Raw genomic sequence first — 20315 nt, forward strand, 5'->3', positions numbered from 1 at the left:
GCGCATGAGTAAGCTCCGTGACAGGCGCGGTCAATCACAGGATAATGCGCCATCTTTTTAGCCGATCCGTGATAAACGGGTCGTCTCGGTATGCTTGCTTGTTTGGCCGCCTTAGCCTGACAACCCTGGAGTGTCTGGTTTGATCGTCTTCCGTTATCTGTCCCGCGAAGTCCTGTTGACCCTGAGTGCCGTGAGTGCGGTGTTGCTGGTCATCATCATGAGTGGTCGTTTCGTCAAGTTCCTGGCTCAAGCCGCCGCAGGCGCCCTGGATCCGGGGTCGTTGTTCTTGATCATGGGCTACCGGATGCCCGGGATGCTGCAGCTGATCCTGCCCCTTGGCCTGTTTCTCGGCATATTGTTGGCCTATGGCCGCTTGTACCTTGAGAGTGAAATGACCGTGCTGTCGGCCACCGGCATGAGCCAGCAACGTTTGCTGGCCATGACCATGGTGCCGGCCGCCGGCGTTGCCCTGGTGGTGGCCTGGTTGAGCATGAGCCTGGCGCCCCAGGGCGCCATGCAGTTCCAGCTGCTGTTGAACAAGCAGGATGCGATGACCGAGTTCGATACCCTCGAGCCCGGGCGCTTCCAGGCGCTCAGTGACGGTTCGCGGGTCACCTATACCGAAACCATGACCGATGACCGCTCCAACCTCGGTGGCGTGTTCATTTCCCAGAAAAACCTCGGCCAGAACCAGAAAGACCGTGGCATTACTATTCTGGTGGCCGATAGCGGGCGCCAGGAAATACGCCCCGACGGCAACCGCTACCTGATCCTGGAAAATGGCTACCGCTACGACGGCAGCCCTGGTCTGGCGGACTACCGGGCGATCAAGTACGACACTTATGGCGTCATGCTGCCCAAGCCTGAGATCAGCGGCGAGGTCACCGACCGCGACGCACTGCCGACTGCATCGCTGTTCGGCAGCCAGGAACTGCGCTCCATTGCCGAGCTGCAATGGCGTTTGTCCTTGCCGCTGCTGGTGTTTATCGTAACCTTGATGGCCGTGCCGCTGTCGCGCGTCAACCCGCGCCAGGGGCGTTTCCTCAAGCTGCTGCCGGCGATCCTGCTGTACATGGCCTACCTGACCATCCTGATTTCCGCCCGTGGCTCCCTCGAGAAAGGCAAGTTGCCGCCAGCCCTTGGCCTGTGGTGGGTGCACGGGGTTTTCCTGTTGATCGGCCTGGGGCTGCTCTATTGGGAACCTATCCGTTTGAAAATGAAGAGCCGTCGTGGCCTGAAGGAGTTGGCCCGTGGCTAAGCTTGATCGCTACATTGGCAGCAGCGTACTGATCGCCATCCTGGCGGTACTGGGCATCATTCTTGGCCTGGCCTTGCTGTTCGCCTTCATTGATGAAGTGGGCAACGTCACCGACACCTACACGGTCACGGATGTACTGAGCTACGTGGCACTGACTGCGCCGCGCCGCCTCTACGACATGATGCCGATGGCGGCGCTGATCGGTTGCCTGATCGGCCTGGGCACCCTGGCCAGCAACAGCGAGCTGACCATCATGCGCGCCGCCGGCGTTTCCATTGGTCGTATCGTCTGGGCGGTGATGAAGCCGATGCTGCTGCTGATGGCGTGCAGCGTGCTGATCGGTGAATACGTCGCGCCCCCGGCCGAAGCCACCGCCCAGGCCAATCGCGCCCTGGCCCAGGGCTCGGGCGATGCGCAAAGCGCCAAGCACGGCCTGTGGCACCGCCAGGGTGATGAGTTCATCCACATCAACGCCGTGCAGCCAGGCGGCCTGTTGATCGGTGTCACGCGCTATACCTTCGATAAAGAGCGGCACATGCTGTCCTCCAGCTTCGCCAAGCGCGCGCAATACAATGCCGAGCAATGGCAACTGAGCGACGTCACCACCACCTACTTCCGCAATGTGGGCCAGGGCACCAAGGCCAGCACTGAAGTGGTCAATGCACCGACCGAGCAGTGGGATATCGCCCTGAAGCCGGAACTGCTCAACACCGTGGTGATGGTCCCCGAAGCGCTGCCGATCTCGGGGTTGTGGAGCTACATCCATTACCTCAAGGACCAGGGCCTGAACAACGGCCGCTACTGGCTGGCGTTCTGGGTGAAAGTCCTGCAGCCGGTGGTAACCGCCGCGTTGGTGTTGATGGCGATCTCCTTCATCTTCGGGCCGTTGCGCTCCGTAACCCTGGGCCAGCGGGTATTTACCGGCGTGCTGGTGGGCTTTACCTTCCGCATCGCCCAGGATCTGCTCGGGCCGTCGAGCCTGGTGTTCGGTTTCTCGCCGCTGTTTGCGGTGCTGGTGCCGACGGCCATCTGCGCCGTGGCCGGGTTCTGGCTGCTGCGTCGGGCCGGTTGAAGCTGCGCTTATGCACAAAAAATGCCCCGCTCTCGTGAGTGGGGCATTTTTGTTCTGGTCAGCAAAGATGACGTCTGGCCTGAGCATCAGGTACAATTCCCGGCTATTTTTCAGCGGGCAATCTGCCTGCAGCCTTTTTGAGTGTTGATCCGTGAGTGATTTGAGTCATATCCGCAATTTCTCCATCATCGCCCACATTGACCATGGCAAGTCGACGCTGGCCGATCGATTCATCCAGATGTGCGGCGGCCTTGCCGAGCGTGAAATGGAAGCCCAGGTACTGGACTCCATGGACCTCGAACGCGAACGCGGGATCACCATCAAGGCCCACAGCGTTACTCTGTATTACAAGGCCAAAGACGGCATCACCTACCAGCTGAACTTCATTGACACCCCGGGCCACGTCGACTTCACCTATGAAGTCAGCCGTTCGCTTGCGGCCTGTGAAGGTGCCTTGCTGGTAGTCGACGCCGGCCAGGGCGTCGAGGCGCAGTCGGTTGCCAACTGCTACACCGCGATCGAGCAGGGCCTGGAAGTCATGCCCGTGCTCAACAAGATCGACCTGCCCCAGGCCGAGCCTGAGCGTGTCAAGGAAGAGATCGAGAAGATCATCGGCATCGACGCCACCGACGCCGTCACCTGCAGCGCCAAGACCGGCCTGGGTGTCGACGAAGTACTCGAGCGCCTGGTGCACACCATTCCCGCGCCGACCGGCAACTACGAAGATCCGCTGCAAGCGTTGATCATTGACTCCTGGTTCGACAACTACCTGGGCGTTGTCTCCCTGGTCCGCGTGCGCCATGGCCGTGTGAAGAAGGGCGACAAGATCCTGGTCAAGTCCACCGGCAAGATCCACCTGGTGGACAGCGTCGGTGTATTCAACCCCAAGCACACCGCCACCACTGATCTGAAAGCCGGTGAAGTAGGCTTCATCATCGCCGGTATCAAGGACATCCACGGTGCACCGGTGGGTGACACCCTGACCCTGAGCTCCACGCCCGACGTCGACGTACTGCCCGGCTTCAAGCGTATCCAGCCACAGGTCTACGCCGGCCTGTTCCCGGTCAGCTCCGACGACTTCGAGGATTTTCGCGAAGCGCTGCAAAAGCTGACCCTCAACGACTCGTCGTTGCAGTACACCCCGGAAAGCTCCGACGCCCTGGGCTTCGGCTTCCGCTGCGGGTTTCTGGGCATGCTGCACATGGAAATCATCCAGGAGCGTCTTGAGCGCGAGTACGACCTGGACCTGATCACCACGGCGCCGACCGTTATTTTCGAGCTGTTGCTCAAAACCGGTGAAACGATTTACGTCGACAACCCGTCCAAGCTTCCGGATCTGTCGGCCATCGAAGACATGCGTGAGCCAATCGTGCGGGCCAATATCCTGGTCCCGCAGGAGCACCTGGGCAACGTCATCACCCTGTGTATCGAGAAGCGTGGCGTACAGCGCGACATGCTGTTCCTCGGTACCCAGGTGCAAGTGACCTACGATATGCCGATGAACGAAGTGGTCCTGGACTTCTTCGACCGTCTCAAATCCACCAGTCGCGGCTATGCTTCGCTGGATTACCATTTCGATCGTTACCAATCGGCTAATCTGGTGAAACTGGATGTGCTGATCAACGGCGACAAGGTAGATGCCTTGGCACTGATCGTGCACAAGGACAACGCGCACTACAAAGGTCGCCAACTGACCGAGAAGATGAAAGAACTGATTCCGCGCCAGATGTTCGACGTTGCGATCCAGGCCGCCATTGGCGGGCAGATCATTGCACGGACTTCCGTCAAGGCTCTCAGAAAGAACGTACTGGCCAAATGCTACGGCGGTGACGTAAGCCGTAAGCGCAAGCTGCTTGAGAAGCAAAAGGCCGGTAAAAAACGCATGAAGCAAGTAGGTAACGTGGAAGTTCCACAAGAAGCCTTCCTTGCGGTGCTCAGGTTGGATAGTTAGGTCCTATGTCACTAAATTTCCCGCTGTTGCTGGTTATCGCCGTCGCCGTTTGCGGCCTCCTGGCGTTGCTCGATCTGGTGTTCTTCGCCCCGCGTCGGCGGTCGGCCATTGCTTCCTATCAGGGCAGCGTCAGCCAGCCCGATGCGGTGGTGATCGAGAAGCTGAACAAAGAGCCCTTGCTGGTTGAATACGGCAAGTCGTTCTTCCCGGTGTTGTTCATCGTGCTGGTGCTGCGTTCGTTCCTGGTGGAGCCGTTCCAGATCCCTTCCGGGTCGATGAAGCCGACCCTGGACGTGGGCGACTTTATCCTGGTGAACAAGTTTTCCTACGGGATCCGCTTGCCGGTGATCGACAAGAAAGTCATCGAGGTTGGTGACCCGCAGCGCGGCGATGTGATGGTATTCCGCTACCCGAGCGACCCTAACGTCAACTACATCAAGCGTGTAGTCGGCCTGCCGGGCGACGTGGTGCGCTACACCAGCGACAAGCGCCTGTTCATCAACGGTGAATCGGTGGCCGAGAAGCTGCTGGGCGCCGAGCCGAACACCCTGGGCAGCGCCGAGCTGTACCAGGAAAAACTCGGTGCGGTAGAGCACGAGATCCGCAAGGAAATGAGCCGCTACCGCGCAATGCCTGATGGCCAGTGGAAAGTACCCGCCGGGCACTACTTCATGATGGGCGACAACCGCGACAACTCCAATGACAGCCGTTACTGGGATGACCCCAATATTCCCAAGGACCTGCTGGGCATGGTGCCCGACGAGAACATCGTCGGCAAAGCCTTCGCGGTCTGGATGAGTTGGCCGGAACCCAAGCTCAGCCACCTGCCGAACTTCTCGCGGGTCGGGCTGATCAAGTAATACAGGCGGCGCTGTGAACACAGCGCCGAATGCTTTTCTGGGGTTTGGACAATTAATCGTCCGGCCCCATGCAGCACCAATCAGGATGTGAATTTGAACACTGCGTCAATCGTCGATGGCCGCCGGTGCCACCAACTAGATATGGATAAACCGTGACCGTTTCTCTAAGTCGTCTCGAGCGCCAGCTCGGCTACACCTTCAAGGACCCCGAATTGATGGTCCTTGCCCTCACACACCGCAGCTTTGCAGGGCGCAATAACGAGCGCCTGGAATTCCTCGGTGATGCCATCCTCAATTTTGCCGCCGGTGAGGCGCTGTTCGAGCGTTTTCCTCAAGCGCGCGAAGGCCAGCTTTCGCGCCTGCGGGCGCGCCTTGTGAAAGGCGAGACCCTGGCCGTGCTGGCCCGAGGTTTCGGCCTGGGCGAGTACCTGCGGTTGGGGTCCGGTGAGTTGAAAAGCGGCGGTTTCCGTCGCGAATCGATTCTGGCCGATGCCCTGGAAGCCTTGATCGGCGCGATCTACCTCGATGCAGGGATGGAGACGGCCAAGGAGCGCGTGGTCGCCTGGCTGGCTTCTGAAATCGAAAGCCTGACGCTGGTCGACACCAACAAAGATCCCAAGACCCGCCTGCAGGAATACCTGCAGTCCCGCGGTTGCGAACTGCCACGCTACGAAGTGGTGGATATCCAGGGTGAGCCCCATTGCCGCGTGTTCTTCGTGGAGTGTGAAATCACCTTATTGAACGAAAAAAGCCGAGGTCAGGGTGTGAGCCGTCGCATTGCCGAACAGGTAGCGGCCGCTGCAGCACTGATTGCCCTGGGCGTGGAGAATGGCCATGACTGATTCAACCGCAACACGCTGTGGCTATGTTGCCATCGTCGGCCGCCCGAACGTGGGCAAGTCCACGCTGCTCAACCACATCCTCGGCCAGAAGCTCGCGATCACTTCGCGCAAGCCCCAGACCACTCGCCACAACATGCTGGGCATCAAGACTGAAGGCAACGTGCAAGCGGTGTATGTCGATACCCCGGGCATGCACAAAGGCGGTGAGAAAGCCCTGAACCGCTACATGAACAAGACCGCTTCGGCGGCGTTGAAAGACGTCGACGTGGTGATCTTCGTGGTCGACCGCACCAAGTGGACCGACGAAGACCAGATGGTTCTCGAGCGTGTGCAGTACGTCACCGGCCCCTTGATCGTCGCGTTGAACAAGACCGACCGCATCGAAGACAAAGCCGAGCTGATGCCGCACCTGACCTGGTTGCAGGAACAACTGCCGAACGCCCAGATCATGCCGATCTCGGCCCAGCACGGGCACAACCTCGAAGCCCTGGAGCGCGTGATCGCCGGTTACCTGCCGGAAAACGAGCATTTCTTCCCGGAAGACCAGATCACCGACCGCAGCAGCCGCTTCCTCGCCGCCGAGCTGGTACGCGAGAAAATCATGCGCCAGATGGGTGCCGAGCTGCCGTACCAGATCACCGTCGAGATCGAAGAGTTCAAGCAGCAGGGCAAGACCTTGCATATCCATGCGCTGATCCTCGTCGAGCGTGACGGCCAGAAGAAAATCATCATTGGCGACAAAGGCGAGCGCATCAAGCGCATCGGCACCGAAGCGCGCAAGGACATGGAGCTGCTGTTCGACTCCAAGATCATGCTTAACCTGTGGGTGAAGGTTAAGGGTGGCTGGTCAGATGATGAGCGTGCGTTGCGCTCACTGGGCTATGGCGACCTTTAAGAACACCGCAGGTCTGAAAAAATGTGGGAGGGGGCTTGCTCCCGATAGCGGAGGGTCAGTCACTTATTTGTTTAACTGACCCACCGCCATCGGGAGCAAGCCCCCTCCCACATTAGGTTGTGTGGTTTTAAAAATTGCATTCCAGCAGTGAGTTCCCATGTCTCAATCCCCACCTCCCAGCCAACTCGCCTACGTGCTGCACAGCCGCGCCTACCGCGAGACCAGCGCGCTGGTGGACTTCCTCACGCCTCAAGGCCGCCTGCGTGCGGTGCTGCGCAGCGCACGGGGCAAGGCAGGTACGTTGGCGCGGCCCTTCGTGGCCCTGGATGTGGAGTTTCGCGGTAAGGGCGAGTTGAAAAACGTCGGCCGCCTGGAAAGCGTCGGCACCTCTGCCTGGCTTAACGGCGATGCACTGTTCAGCGGCCTTTACCTCAATGAACTGCTGATCCGGCTGTTACCCGCCGAAGACCCGCACCCGGCAGTCTTCGATCACTACGCCGCGACGCTGCTGGCCCTGGCTGAAGGGCGCCCCCTGGAACCGCTGCTGCGCGCCTTCGAATGGCGCTTGCTCGACGACCTGGGCTATGGCTTTGAATTGCACAACGACCTGCACGGCGATCCCGTCGCCGCCGACGGCATGTACCGCCTGCAAGTGGATGCGGGCCTTGAGCGCGTGTACCTGTTGCAGCCGGGGCTGTTCCAGGGCAGCGAACTGCTGGCCATGAGCGACGCGGACTGGAGCGCGCCGGGCGCCTTGTCCGCCGCCAAGCGCCTGATGCGCCAGGCCCTTGCCGTGCACCTGGGCGGGCGACCGCTGGTCAGTCGCGAGTTGTTTCGAAAGCCCTGACATCCCCGTGTATGCTGTGCACCGATTCTTTCCCTTTTCAGGAGCGCTTCCGTGACCACCAGCAATCGCATTCTTCTTGGCGTCAACATCGACCACGTCGCCACCCTGCGCCAGGCCCGGGGCACCCGTTACCCTGACCCGGTCAAGGCCGCGCTGGACGCCGAAGAAGCGGGCGCCGACGGCATTACCGTGCACCTGCGCGAAGACCGCCGCCACATCCAGGAGCGTGATGTGCTGCTGCTCAAGGACGTGCTGCAAACGCGCATGAACTTCGAAATGGGCGTCACCGAAGAAATGATGGCGTTTGCCGAGCGCATTCGCCCGGCGCATATCTGCCTGGTGCCCGAAACCCGCCAGGAGCTGACCACCGAGGGCGGCCTCGACGTCGCTGGCCAGGAAGCGCGGATCAAGGCCGCGGTGGAGCGCCTGTCGAAGATCGGCAGTGAAGTCTCGTTGTTCATTGACGCCGACGAGCGCCAGATCGAAGCCTCGCGCCGGGTCGGTGCCCCGGCCATCGAATTGCACACTGGCCGTTACGCCGACGCCACCACCCCGACCGAAGTGGCCGACGAGCTGCAACGCATCATCGACGGCGTGAACTGCGGGCTCAACGAAGGCTTGATCGTCAATGCCGGCCATGGGTTGCACTACCACAACGTCGAAGCTGTGGCGGCGATCAAGGGCATCAACGAGCTGAACATCGGCCATGCACTGGTGGCCCATGCGCTGTTCGTCGGTTTCAAGGGTGCGGTTGCCGAGATGAAAGCCTTGATTCTGGCGGCTGCCAGGACCTGAGCAAACACAATATAAGCCACAATGAAGTTCACAATGTGGGAGGGGGCTTGCTCCCGATAGCAGTGTGTCAGTCAGCATGTTTTTAGCTGACCCACCGCCATCGGGAGCAAGCCCCCTCCCACATGTTGATCTTTATCGACATCCACAATTGCGCCATGCGGCAATGCGAAGCCTTACTGTTTAGGCGACGCAGGTGTATCGTATCTGCCCTTTGCGGGCCTTGGCCTGCGGCAGATACGTGAGGTTGCTGTGTCCCAATCGTTTTCCCGTCGACAGATCCTCGGTGGCCTTGCCGGCCTGGCAGTCGTCGGTGTGGGCGCCGGTGGCGCCTATCGTTACTGGCTGGGCAAGGTCGCCGATGCCAACGCAGGAAGCGACTACCAACTGATTGCCGCGCCCCTGGACGTGGAACTGGTACCGGGGCACAAGACCCAAGCCTGGGCATTCGGCTCTTCGGCGCCTGGCACCGAGTTGCGCGTGCGCCAGGGCGAATGGCTGCGGGTACGTTTCATCAATCACCTGCCGGTCGCCACTACCATCCACTGGCACGGCATCCGCCTGCCGCTGGAAATGGACGGCGTGCCCTACGTTTCGCAATTGCCGGTGCTGCCTGGGGAATATTTCGACTACCAATTTCGCGTGCCCGATGCCGGCAGTTACTGGTATCACCCCCACGTAAGCAGCAGCGAAGAACTTGGCCGTGGCCTGGTCGGCCCATTGATTGTGGAAGAGCGCGAACCCACCGGTTTCAAATACGAACGTACCTTGAGCCTGAAGAACTGGCACATCGACGAAGAAGGTGCGTTTGTCGAGTTCAGTATCCCCCGTGAAGCGGCGCGGGGCGGCACTGCAGGGCGCCTCTCCACCATCAACGGCGTGCCCCAGGCGGTCATCGACCTGCCCGCTGGGCAAATCACTCGCGTGCGCTTGCTCAACCTCGACAACGCCCTGACCTATCGCCTCAACATCCCCGGCGTCGAAGCGCAGATCTACGCGTTGGACGGCAACCCCATCGAGCCGCGCCCGCTGGGCAAGGAATACTGGCTGGGCCCAGGGATGCGCATCTGCCTGGCAATCAAGGCCCCGCCGGCGGGTGAAGAATTGTCGATCCGCAACGGCCCGGTGCGCCTGGGCACCTTCCGTTCGGTGACCAACACCGATGCGCCTACCCAGTGGCCACCGGCATTGCCGGCCAACCCGGTTGCCGAGCCGGACCTGGCCAATGCCGAGAAACTCAACTTCAATTTCGAATGGGTCGGTTCGGTGTCGGTCAATGTCGAAAACGGTAAGCCACCCAGCCTATGGCAGATCAACGGCCAGGCCTGGGACATCACCGACAAGACCTGTGCCGACCGCCCGATTGCCAGGCTTGAAAAGGGCAAGAGCTACATCTTTGAATTGAAGAACATGACCCAGTACCAGCACCCGATCCACCTGCATGGCATGAGCTTCAAGGTGATTGCGTCGAACCGCCACAAGGTCATCCCGTATTTCACCGACACCTACCTGCTGGGCAAGAACGAACGCGCCCGTGTGGCGCTGGTGGCGGATAACCCGGGAGTGTGGATGTTCCATTGCCACGTGATCGACCATATGGAAACCGGCCTGATGGCCGCTATCGAGGTGGCGTGATGCGCCAGATTCGCCCCGGCGCGATTATCGACCGCAGCCGCGACCAGGACTTTATGCGCGAAGCCCTCGCCCTGGCCGCCCAAGGCGCCGCACTGGGCGAAGTGCCGGTGGGCGCGGTGCTGGTGCAGGATGGTGCAATCATCGGCCGCGGTTTCAATTGCCCGATCAGCGGCAACGACCCCAGCGCCCATGCCGAAATGGTCGCGATCCGCGCCGCTGCGCAAGCCATCAGCAACTATCGCCTGGTGGGCAGCACGCTGTATGTGACCCTGGAACCGTGCAGCATGTGCGCCGGGTTGATCGTGCATTCACGCATCGCAAGGGTGGTGTATGGCGCACTGGAGCCCAAGGCCGGGATTGTGCAGAGCCAGGGGCAGTTTTTTACCCAGGGCTTTCTCAACCATAAGGTACTGTTTGAAGGCGGCGTGCTGGCCGAGGAGTGCGGCACGGTGTTGAGCGAGTTCTTCAAGGCTCGCCGAGCTAAACCACCACTCTAAAGAACACTGAGAACAAAAAATGTGGGAGGGGGCTTGCTCCCGATAGCAGAGTGTCAGCCACCACATTTATGGCTGATACACCGCTATCGGGAGCAAGCCCCCTCCCACATTTGGCCCTGTGTTTCTTCAGGGAGATCGGGGTTACTTTTTGGCGATGATCACCGCCCGCATCGGCGCCGGCAGCCCTTCGATGGTCTTGCTGTGATCTTCGGGGTCGAGGAAGTCACTGAGCGACTGATATTTCATCCACTCTGTTCCACGCTGTTCCTCAACCGTGGTCACGCTCACATCCACGCACCTCACCTCACTGAACCCGGCACGGCGCAGCCACAACATCAACGCCGGCACCGAGGGCAGGAACCACACGTTACGCATCTGTGCATAACGGTCTTCCGGCACCAGCACCTGCTGCTGATCGCCTTCCACCACCAGGGTTTCCAGGACCAGCTCGCCGCCCTTGACCAGGGTGTCTTTGAGCGCCAGCAAGTGCTCGATCGGCGAGCGGCGATGGTAGAACACGCCCATGGAGAACACCGTGTCGAAGCCTTCCAGGTTCGCCGGCAAGTCTTCGAACGGGAACGGCAGGTGCCAGGCTTTGGGCTCAGACAGATAACGTTGCACTGCCTGGAACTGGCAGAAGAACAGCCAGTTGGGGTCCACGCCAATCACACTGTCGGCGCCCGCGCCGAGCATTCGCCACATGTAGTAACCGTTGCCGCAGCCCACATCGAGGATGCGTTTGCCCTTCAAGTTCAAGTGCGGCGCAACCCGCGACCACTTCCAGTCCGAACGCCATTCGGTGTCCACATGCACGCCGAACAGGTGGAACGGGCCTTTGCGCCATGGGCTCAGCCCCATCAGTGCCGAGTGCATCCGGGCGCGGGTTTCGTCGTCGCAATCGGTGTCCAGCACCAGACCGTTCAACAGGTCGACTTCGTTGGGCTGGATCTTCGGCAGTGCGTCCAAAGCACTCTGCCAACGCTCGAGGTCGCCGTGACCTTTTTCCATCTTGCTGTCGAGCTGCGCTTGCAGGCCCTGGGCCCAAACGGCCAAAGGAGTGCCGACCAGATGGCGGGCGAGGGGGGATAAATCAATCATGGCAAGGCAATCAACGAGGCAAAGTTAAGACACTGGAACCACGGCACGACTTTCGAGAACCCGGCCGCCAGCAGGCGTTCGCGGTGTTCTTCGAGGCTGTCGGGTTTCATGACGTTTTCGATGGCGCTGCGCTTCTGGGCGATTTCCAGTTCGCTGTAGCCGTTGGCGCGTTTGAACGCGATATGCAGGTCGGTCAGCAGTGCGTGTTCTTCAACATCGTTAAAGCGCAGCTTTTCCGAAAGGATCAACGCCCCGCCCGGCAGCAGCGATTGGCGGATACGCCCGAGCAACGCCAAACGTTCGTCAGGGGCGATAAATTGCAGGGTGAAGTTCAGCGCTACCACCGATGCAGGCTCAAATTGCAACGCGAGAATATCGCCCTCGATCACCTCGACCGGCAGCAACTCCTGGAACATCGAGTCCTGGCCGTTGAGGTATTCGCGGCAACGTTCGACCATCGCCGCCGAGTTGTCCACCGCGATCACCCGGCAGCCATCGGTGCGCACATGGCGACGCAGGGCTTGGGTCACGGCACCCAGGGACGAGCCCAGGTCATACAGCACGCTACCCGGCTGGGCAAATTGCGCGGCCAGCACGCCGAGGTTCTCGACGATGGTCGGGTAGCCCGGTACCGAGCGTTTGATCATGTCCGGGAACACCCGCACCACATCCTCGTTAAAGGCGAAGTCCGGCACCTGGGGCAGGGGCTGGGCGAATAGGCGATCGGGTTCTTTGCTCACGGTTGTTCCGGCGACGAGGGGGAAAGGCCGGCATTTTAGCCAAGTTGGTCGTCGGATGCGCGGGTTGTCTGATGGAAAGCTGAGGCGGTGATGCCCCATTGCCCGAGCCAATAAGTGGCGATCAACAAATAGGGCGCCGCATCGAAGGCCAATACAAACCGGTTGATACCGATCAACGTATCGGAAAACACAAACGACACCGCACCCGCTGCCGCCAGCAGTGCCGAGCGTTGCGGTACCGCGCTGCCCAACCTTGCCAATGCACGCCAGAGCATGGCGCTGATCACCAGCGCGTAAACCACCACCGGTATCAGCAACTCGCCTAAACCGTGGGAGATCAGGATGCCCAGCAGGATCGCCCCGACAGCCAGGGCCAGCACCAGCGGTACTATTGCCAGGCGCCGACAGTCGCTGAAATAGGCTTTGAGGTAAGCCAGATGCGCAAACAGAAATGCGCCCAGGCCAAAGATAAACAGGTCCCCCGGCCAGGCGAGCAATACGTCGCCCACCACGGAAAAAATCAACCCCAGGCTGATCCAGCGTCGATAGTCGGTAGGCGGTGCGTCATGCAGCCAACCCAGCAGCGCCAGAACCGGCAGTGGCTTGACCAGCAGGCACAGCAGCGTCGCGTGAGTCGCCAGGCCGTAGATAAAAGTACCGGCGCCCATCAAGGCAAGGATCAGCCAGGGCATATCAGTTCACCGTAATGGCGCAGTCAAAGGTTTCGACAGGTTCGGCTTCCGGCTCCCAGGGTTGCTGGGAGGTCAGGCGCAAACGGCCTTGCCCTGGGGCGAATGCCTGGAAGCGCCAGGTCGATTGACCACCGCCGCCGATCACACCGGATTCGGCGCTGCTATAGACCTCGGGGCTCAATGCGCGCAGAACACCGCCAGCGGAGTCCTGGATGGCCCAGCGGTAGCCGGTGGTGGGATTGCTGGGCAAGGTGAGGATCAGGTTCTGATTGGTTTTAAGCTGGAGCGGGCAGGCGCTCTGGTTGTCCACGGTAACGTTTTGCTTCGGTGCACTGGCGCACGCGGCCAACAGGGCAAGGCTCAAGGGGAGAAGCAGGCGGGCAGCGGTCATGGAGGCTCCGTTTATACACGACGAAGGGCGAGCATAACCGAAGATGAGGCAGGGTGTGACAAGCAGGGTATGTGTCGCGGCCACTCACGCCATCGGGGGCAAGCCCCCTCCCACATTTGACCGCGTTGTCATTCACGACGCCGGTTCCCTGTGGGAGGGGGCTTGCCCCCGATGAGGCCGGTTCAGGCGCTAGAGCTCTATCAGAACAGCACCTTCGCCACATCCGCAAAGCGCCTGGCGAAGTGCACGGTCATGCCTTCCTTCAGGTACTCCGGCAACTCTTCAAAGCTGCCACGGTTGGGCTCCGGCAGGATCAGTTCGTGGATCTTCTGGCGCCGCGCTGCAATCACCTTTTCACGCACCCCGCCAATCGGCAGCACATGCCCGGTCAAGGTCAGTTCGCCGGTCATGGCCACGCCTTTCTTTGGCGGCTGGTTGCGTGCCAGCGACAGCAGCGCACTGGCCATGGTCACACCCGCACTTGGGCCGTCTTTCGGCGTGGCGCCTTCCGGCACGTGCAAGTGAACGAAGGCTTCGTCGAAGAACTTCGGATCACCGCCAAACGACTTCAGGTTCGAGCTGATGTAGCTGTAGGCGATTTCGGCGGATTCCTTCATCACTTCACCCAACTGCCCGGTGAGCTTGAAGCCGCGATTGAGCGTGTGGATACGCGTTGCTTCAATCGGCAATGTGGCGCCGCCCATGCTGGTCCAGGCCAGGCCGGTGATCACGCCGGTGCCGGACAGCACCTGCTCGTTACGGAATACCGGCATCCCCAGGGAGCTTTCCAGGTCCTTGTTGCCGATCTTGATCACGCTGTCGGGCTCATCCAGCAGCTTGACCACCGCCTTGCGCACCAGTTTGCCCAGTTGCTTCTCCAGCTGACGCACCCCGGCTTCCCGCGCATAACCGTCGATCAACGCACGCAGCGCGCCGTCGCTGATGGTCAGGCTGTTTTTCGCGACGCCGGCTTTTTCCAACTGTTTGGGCCACAGGTGGCGCTTGGCGATGGCGACTTTTTCTTCGGTGATATAGCCCGACAGGCGAATCACTTCCATGCGGTCCAGCAACGGGCCCGGAATCGAGTCCAGGGTGTTGGCAGTGCACACGAACAGCACTTTGGACAGGTCCAGGCGCAGGTCCAGGTAGTGGTCGAGGAATTCGACGTTCTGCTCCGGGTCCAGGGTTTCCAGCAGCGCCGATGCCGGGTCGCCCTGGAAGCTCTGGCCCATCTTGTCGATCTCGTCGAGCATGATCACCGGGTTCATGACTTCCACGTCTTTCAGTGCCTGCACCAGCTTGCCGGGCAGGGCGCCGATGTAGGTGCGGCGATGGCCCTTGATCTCGGCCTCATCGCGCATACCGCCGACGCTGAAACGGTAGAACGGTCGGCCCAGGGACTCGGCAATGGATTTGCCCACGCTGGTCTTGCCCACGCCCGGCGGGCCTACCAGCAGCACGATGGAACCGGCGACTTCGCCTTTATAGGCGCCCACCGCAAGGAATTCAAGGATGCGACTCTTGATGTCATCCAGGCCCGCATGGTGCTTGTCCAGCACCTTGCGCGCGTGTTTGAGGTCGAGCTTATCCGCGCCGTATACGCCCCACGGCACCGAGGTAGCCCAGTCCAGGTAGTTGCGCGTGACGGCGTATTCCGGCGAGCCCGTCTCAAGGATCGACAGTTTGTTCAATTCTTCATCAATGCGTTTTTTCGCCTGGGCCGGCAGCACCTTGCCTTCCAGGCGCTGCTCGAACTGCTCGACGTCCGCACTGCGGTCGTCCTTGGTGAGGCCCAGCTCTTGCTGGATGACCTTGAGCTGTTCCTTGAGGAAGAATTCGCGCTGGTGCTCGCCGATCTTGCGGTTCACTTCGGCAGACAGTTCTTTTTGCAGCCGCGCCACTTCGACCTCTTTGCGCAGCATCGGCAGCACTTTTTCCATGCGCTTGAGCATGGGTACGCAGTCCAGCACTTCCTGCAGCTCATTACCTGTCGCCGAGGTGAGGGCGGCGGCGAAGTCGGTGAGCGGCGACGGGTCGTTGGGGCTGAAGCGGTTGAGGTAGTTCTTCAACTCTTCGCTGTACAGCGGGTTGAGCGGCAGCAGTTCCTTGATCGCATTGATCAACGCCATGCCGTAGGCCTTGACCTCGTCGGTGGGCTCGCTGGGCTGATGCGGGTATTCGACCTCCACCAGGTACGGTGGGCGATGGTGCTTGAGCCAGGTCTTGATGCGCACACGGGTCAGGCCCTGGGCCACGAATTGCAGCTTGCCGTTCTCGCGGCTGGCGTGGTGCACCTTGACCAGGGTGCCGTACAGCGGCAGGGCCGAGGTGTCGAAGTGCCGTGGGTCTTCTGGCGGCGTGTCCATGAAAAACAGGGCAAGGGAGTGGTGGTCGGATTTGCTCACCAGCTCCAGGGTCTCGGCCCACGGCTCTTCATTGACGATCACCGGCAGCACTTGCGCCGGGAAAAACGGCCGGTTGTGGATCGGGATGATATAGACCTTGTCCGGCAGGTTCTGCCCAGGAAGCGCCAGGCCGGTGTTGGACGAGGAGGTTTCTGCGTTTTCGGGGTCGGCGTAATCGTTGAGGTCGTAATCAGGGACGTCTTGCTGGTCGCTCATGGGGCACCTGCATAAGGGAGTATGCAGGTTAGATGGGGCGGGGGAGCGGTGGTTTCAATGGTGGGGGTGAGATAGCAACATATTGCATGAAATTACCAAAATGACGCTGCCTCAGTGCCTTAGTCAATAATATGACGCTAACGGTGCCGTATTTATTGGGTTTACTTATGCCTTGTCCAAGCTAATCTAGCCTAAACAAAATTCTCTTTAAGGATGGACGTTTTTTTGACGCCAGCTCAGCAACCGGCAGGGATGCATATGAGAGACGCAACGCACCGCACAGAACGCCGAGCGCGGCCGGCGGGTGCGGCATTGCAGTGGCGTCACACCTTTCAAACCCGGATTGCCGGAGTACTGGCGCTGTTGTTGCTGGTGGTCGTGGCGGCCACGTATTTCGCCGTCAAGGCCGCTACTACCCGCGCCGTGGAGAACCAGGCCCAGGTGCAGTTGGACACAGGGCGGCAGGTGTTCGAGCGCTTGTTGGACCTGCGCGGCCGCCGCCTGCAATATGGGTTGGACTGGCTCACCATCGATGGCCCGTTCAAGCAGGCCGTGGCCGGTGGCGCAACTGTGCCGATCCTGGAGGCCCTGGGACGCCACGGTACGGGGGTCAATTCCAGCGAAGTGTTCGTGTTGGGCCTGGATGACAGGGTCATGGTCAGTACCTTGCTGGCGATGACGCAAGGGGAGGCGTTCCCTTATGCCAATGCATTGCGCAGCGCGCGCCGCAGCGGCCAGCAAATGCTGATCGTCGCCATGGCTGGGCGCCCCTACTTGCTGGTGCAGAAGGAAGTCCTTGAACCCGCGCCCATCGCCCGAGTGATCATGGGCTTTCCCATGGATACGCAATTTGCCCATGAGTTGCGCTCCATGAGCAACCTTGAGGTGTCGTTTCTCAGCGTACAAGGCGGCCATGTCGGCCAGCTCTTCACGACCCAGCCGGGCAGTTTGCGCCCGAGCGTTATCGACCTGCTGCTGGGTACGTCAATCGATCCGCAGGCGCGGGTCCAAGGGTTCCATGGCCAGCGCGTGCTCAGCCAGGTGTTGCCCTTGGCCAATAGCGGCGAAGGCGATGAAGTGCGCGTGTTGCTGCAAAGCCCGCTGGACCACGCCCTGGAATCCTTCGCACCGCTGGACCGGCAGTTTCTGGTGATTGCCGTGGCGGTGCTGTTGGTCTCGCTGGGGGCGGCGTTATTTCTTGCGCGGCGTGTATCACGCCCGCTCAATGCATTGGTGCGGGCCGCTGAGCGGATCGGCGCCGGTGACTACCACACGCCGGTGCGGGTGCGCAGCCACGATGAGTTCGGCCTCTTGGCCCGCGCTTTCAATGCCATGCAAAGCGGCATCGCCGTGCGCGAACGACAGTTGGCCCATAACGCTTTGCATGATGCGCTCACCGGCCTGCCCAATCGCGCCCTGGCCATGGAGCGTCTGGGCAGTGCGATCAGTGCGCGGCGGCCGGTGGTGTTGCTGTACCTGGGGATTGAAAACTATCGGGTCATCAACGAAGGCTTCGGCCCCCAGGGTGTGGAAGAAATGTTGTGCGAAGCCAGCCGCTGCCTGTCCATGAGTCTGCTGGCCAGCGACACCGCCGCGCGCATTGCCGGCAGTGAGTTTCTGCTGTTGCTGGAAAACACCGAAATCGACTCCGCCGTCGCCCGTGCCGACCGCGTGTACGGGCTGCTGACCGAACCCCAGCGCATCGGTAACGATGAAGTGCGTCATGAAGTGAGCATCGGTATTGCCGCGTATCCCGCAGACGGTCAGCAGGTCGAGGAACTGATCAACCGCGCCGCCATCGCTCGGCATGACGCGGCCACCATGCCGGGGCATTTGCAGATCTACCAGCCTGATCGCGACCTCGCTCACCAACGCCAGATTACCCTGATCCGCGATCTGCGCCGGGCGGTGGTCGAAGGCGAGTTGTTCCTGTGCTATCAGCCCAAGCTTGACCTCAAGCACGGCCATGTGGGCCAGGCGGAAGCCTTGTTGCGTTGGCAACACCCGACCCTTGGGCAAGTGTCGCCCACAGAATTCATTCCCCTGGCCGAACGCACCGGCAGCATGGGGCCCCTGACCTTATGGGTGATTGAAGAGGCCATCCGCCAGATTGCCGAATGGGCGCTGCGTGGCCTGGTGATTCAACTGTCGGTGAATATCTCGGTGAACGACCTGGTCGATGACGACTTGGCCATTCGCGTCACTGCGCTATTGATCCAATACGAGGTGAGCTCCGAGCATTTGCTTTTCGAAATCACCGAAAGCGCCATCATGCACAATCCACAGCAAGCCCTCAGCGTGCTGGAACAACTGCGCGGCTGCGGCATCAGCCTGTCGGTGGACGACTTCGGTACCGGTTACTCATCACTGGCGCAGTTGCAGCGCCTGCCGGTACAGGAGTTGAAGATTGACCAGTCGTTCATACGCAACCTCGACAGCACCAGCGGCGACGGCGTGATCGTGCGCTCCACCATCGAGATGAGCCACAACCTGGGCCTCAAGGTCGTGGCCGAGGGGGTGGAGTTCGAGCACAGCCTCACCCTGCTCAAGCACTGGCAGTGCGACACGGCCCAGGGCTACCTGATCAGCCGGCCACTGAATGCCATGGCGTTCGAGCGCTGGATGCGCCGTGCGCGGGTGTCTGTTTAGACACAGCAGACGAGCATTAAACCGTGGCGAGGGAGCTACTTTGGCAGCGTTTCAGCGACCAGGCTTTGCAGCCGCGTCCATAACCGTTCGACATGCTGGCGCTCGGTGCCCAATGCACCGATGGACACCCGCACCATCCAGCGCTCTTCGAGGAGGGCGGGGGTGACATAGGCATGACCGGACTGGTTGAGTTTTTCTGCCCAGGCCCGCGTGTGCTGATCCAGCGCCTCGCCGTTCAGCCCTGGCGGTTCATGGCGAATACACAGGGTTTGCAGGGCTGGCGCGGCCACCAGTTTCCATTGCGCGCTGCTTTCGATCTGTTCAGCCAGCCAGCGTGCATTGGCCAGGTCGCGCCTCAGCCGTGCCTGCAAGCCGCTGACGCCTTGTTCGCGTATCAGAAACCACAGCTTCAGGGCGCGGAAGCGGCTGCCCAATGAAATCCGCCAGTCGCGGTAGTTTCTGACCTGGCCGTCGGCACTGGACTGCAAGTAGCTCGGGTTGGTGGTCATGATGCGAATCAAATGCTCGGGGTCGCGCACGAAGTACACCGAGCAATCGAAGGCCGCGCCCAGCCATTTGTGCGGGTTGAGCACCAGGGAGTCGGCTTTTTCGATGCCCTGCCACAGTGCCCGGCATTCCGGCAGGATCATCGCAGCGCCGGCCATCGCCGAGTCCACATGCAGCCACACACCGTGGCGTTGTGTCAGGTCGCCAATCGCATCCAGAGGGTCGATCGCCATGGCGGCTGTGGTCCCGGTGGTAGCAATTACTACGCAGGGGCGATTGCCGGCGGCCAGGTCCTGTTCGATGGCGTGCGCCAATGCCTGGGGCGACATTGCATTGTGTTGGTCGGTGGCGATGGTGCGGATATGGTTCTGGCCGAATCCGGCCAGGATCGCCGCCTTGTTGACCGAGCTATGGGCGTGGGCCGAGGTGTAGACGATCAGGGGTGCGCCGCTGTTTTGCAGGCCGTCATGCATCAGCGCGTAATCGGAGCTGCGCTCCCTGGCGCTGATGAGGGCCACCAGGGTGGAGGTGGACGCGGAGTCCTGGATCACGCCGCTCCAGGCGCTGCTCAGGCCGAGCATGTCGCGCAGCCAATCGGTGGTCACTTCTTCGATTTCGGTGAGGGCCGGGCTGGATTGCCAGGACAAGCCCACCACACCCAGGCCAGTGCTCAGGCAATCGCCCAGCACCGAAGACAGCTCCACGTTGGAAGGGAAGAAGCCGAAAAAACTCGGATGCTGCCAATGCAGCAGCCCGGGCATGATCAGCTTTTCGACATCGTCCATGATCTGTTCGAACGGTTCGGCGCTGTCAGGCGGGCTCGCTGGCAGGGCGGCCTTGATTTCGCCGGGCACCGTGGTGGGCTGCACGCCGCGTTGCTCGATGTTTTCTCGATAGTCTGCGATCAGGTCGATCATGGCGTAGCCATGGCGACGGAATTCTTCGGGGGTCATAAAAAGATGTCCATT

17 protein-coding genes are annotated in these 20315 nt (G+C 60.9%); 11 read left to right on the top strand and 6 right to left on the bottom strand.

The genetic code is table 11. The features are described 5' to 3' along the window. Window positions 1-139 precede the first annotated feature (139 nt). The 10 genes from lptF (at window position 140) to tadA (ending at window position 10649) form a co-directional block, all read left to right on the top strand. Window positions 140-1258: an LPS export ABC transporter permease LptF gene (gene lptF / locus TK42_RS00430; RefSeq protein ID WP_032877621.1), complete on the top strand. Its 1119-nt coding sequence runs from the start codon at window positions 140-142 to the stop codon at window positions 1256-1258. Further along, window positions 1251-2330, top strand: coding sequence for an LPS export ABC transporter permease LptG (gene lptG, locus TK42_RS00435; protein WP_032877620.1), 1080 nt, complete (start codon window positions 1251-1253; stop codon window positions 2328-2330). Before lptF ends, lptG begins: the two co-directional genes overlap by 8 nt. Before the next feature lie 151 nt (window positions 2331-2481). Then, entirely contained in the window at window positions 2482-4281 is a 1800-nt protein-coding gene (gene lepA / locus TK42_RS00440; protein WP_032877619.1) for a translation elongation factor 4, read from the top strand. 5 nt (window positions 4282-4286) lie between these two features. Then, window positions 4287-5141, top strand: a complete 855-nt coding sequence (gene lepB, locus TK42_RS00445) for a signal peptidase I (protein ID WP_032877618.1) — start codon at window positions 4287-4289, stop codon at window positions 5139-5141. A gap of 152 nt (window positions 5142-5293) precedes the next feature. Continuing rightward, on the top strand, window positions 5294-5983 hold the full coding sequence (gene rnc, locus TK42_RS00450; protein WP_005785145.1) for a ribonuclease III: 690 nt from the start codon (window positions 5294-5296) through the stop codon (window positions 5981-5983). Then, the gene (gene era, locus TK42_RS00455) at window positions 5976-6878 is read left to right on the top strand and encodes a GTPase Era (RefSeq protein WP_005785147.1); all 903 of its coding nucleotides are present in this window, start codon (window positions 5976-5978) and stop codon (window positions 6876-6878) included. Before rnc ends, era begins: the two co-directional genes overlap by 8 nt. A 157-nt stretch (window positions 6879-7035) precedes the next feature. Then, a complete protein-coding gene (gene recO / locus TK42_RS00460; RefSeq protein WP_005785148.1) occupies window positions 7036-7725 on the top strand; it encodes a DNA repair protein RecO in 690 nt (229 codons plus the stop codon). Between the two features lie 51 nt (window positions 7726-7776). Next, on the top strand, window positions 7777-8520 hold the full coding sequence (pdxJ, locus tag TK42_RS00465) for a pyridoxine 5'-phosphate synthase (protein WP_032877617.1): 744 nt from the start codon (window positions 7777-7779) through the stop codon (window positions 8518-8520). A 249-nt stretch (window positions 8521-8769) separates the two neighbouring features. Beyond that, window positions 8770-10152, top strand: a complete 1383-nt coding sequence (locus tag TK42_RS00470) for a multicopper oxidase family protein (protein WP_103733382.1) — start codon at window positions 8770-8772, stop codon at window positions 10150-10152. Beyond that, window positions 10152-10649 (top strand): tRNA adenosine(34) deaminase TadA, encoded by a 498-nt coding sequence (tadA, locus tag TK42_RS00475; protein WP_103733383.1) that lies wholly within the window; start codon window positions 10152-10154, stop codon window positions 10647-10649. The genes TK42_RS00470 and tadA overlap by 1 nt, the downstream gene beginning before the upstream one ends. 141 nt (window positions 10650-10790) lie before the next feature. Here the strand turns inward: tadA and cmoB are convergent, their stop codons facing one another. The 5 genes from cmoB to lon form a co-directional block, all read right to left on the bottom strand. Next, complete coding sequence (gene cmoB / locus TK42_RS00480; RefSeq protein ID WP_103733384.1) at window positions 10791-11747, bottom strand: tRNA 5-methoxyuridine(34)/uridine 5-oxyacetic acid(34) synthase CmoB; 957 nt, start codon at window positions 11745-11747, stop codon at window positions 10791-10793. Beyond that, a complete protein-coding gene (cmoA, locus tag TK42_RS00485) occupies window positions 11744-12487 on the bottom strand; it encodes a carboxy-S-adenosyl-L-methionine synthase CmoA (RefSeq protein ID WP_032877613.1) in 744 nt (247 codons plus the stop codon). The genes cmoB and cmoA overlap by 4 nt, the downstream gene beginning before the upstream one ends. A gap of 35 nt (window positions 12488-12522) precedes the next feature. Then, on the bottom strand, window positions 12523-13179 hold the full coding sequence (locus TK42_RS00490; RefSeq protein WP_103733385.1) for a lysoplasmalogenase: 657 nt from the start codon (window positions 13177-13179) through the stop codon (window positions 12523-12525). Window position 13180: 1 nt separating this feature from the next. Beyond that, window positions 13181-13570, bottom strand: coding sequence for a protease inhibitor I42 family protein (locus TK42_RS00495; RefSeq protein ID WP_032877611.1), 390 nt, complete (start codon window positions 13568-13570; stop codon window positions 13181-13183). Between the two features lie 200 nt (window positions 13571-13770). Further along, entirely contained in the window at window positions 13771-16191 is a 2421-nt protein-coding gene (lon, locus tag TK42_RS00500; RefSeq protein ID WP_103733386.1) for an endopeptidase La, read from the bottom strand. Between the two features lie 312 nt (window positions 16192-16503). Between lon and TK42_RS00505 the strand changes: the two genes are divergently transcribed. Next, window positions 16504-18840 carry a bifunctional diguanylate cyclase/phosphodiesterase gene (locus TK42_RS00505; protein ID WP_103733387.1) on the top strand — a complete coding sequence of 779 codons (2337 nt, stop codon included), beginning with the start codon at window positions 16504-16506 and terminating at the stop codon, window positions 18838-18840. Between the two features lie 35 nt (window positions 18841-18875). On the opposite strand, the gene TK42_RS00510 is transcribed toward TK42_RS00505, so the two are convergent. Beyond that, entirely contained in the window at window positions 18876-20300 is a 1425-nt protein-coding gene (locus TK42_RS00510; RefSeq protein ID WP_103733388.1) for a pyridoxal-dependent decarboxylase, read from the bottom strand. Between the last annotated feature and the right edge of the window lie 15 nt (window positions 20301-20315).

It is taken from the genome of Pseudomonas sp. GZJR-8 (assembly GCF_002916705.1).
Lineage (GTDB): Bacteria > Pseudomonadota > Gammaproteobacteria > Pseudomonadales > Pseudomonadaceae > Aquipseudomonas > Aquipseudomonas synxantha_A.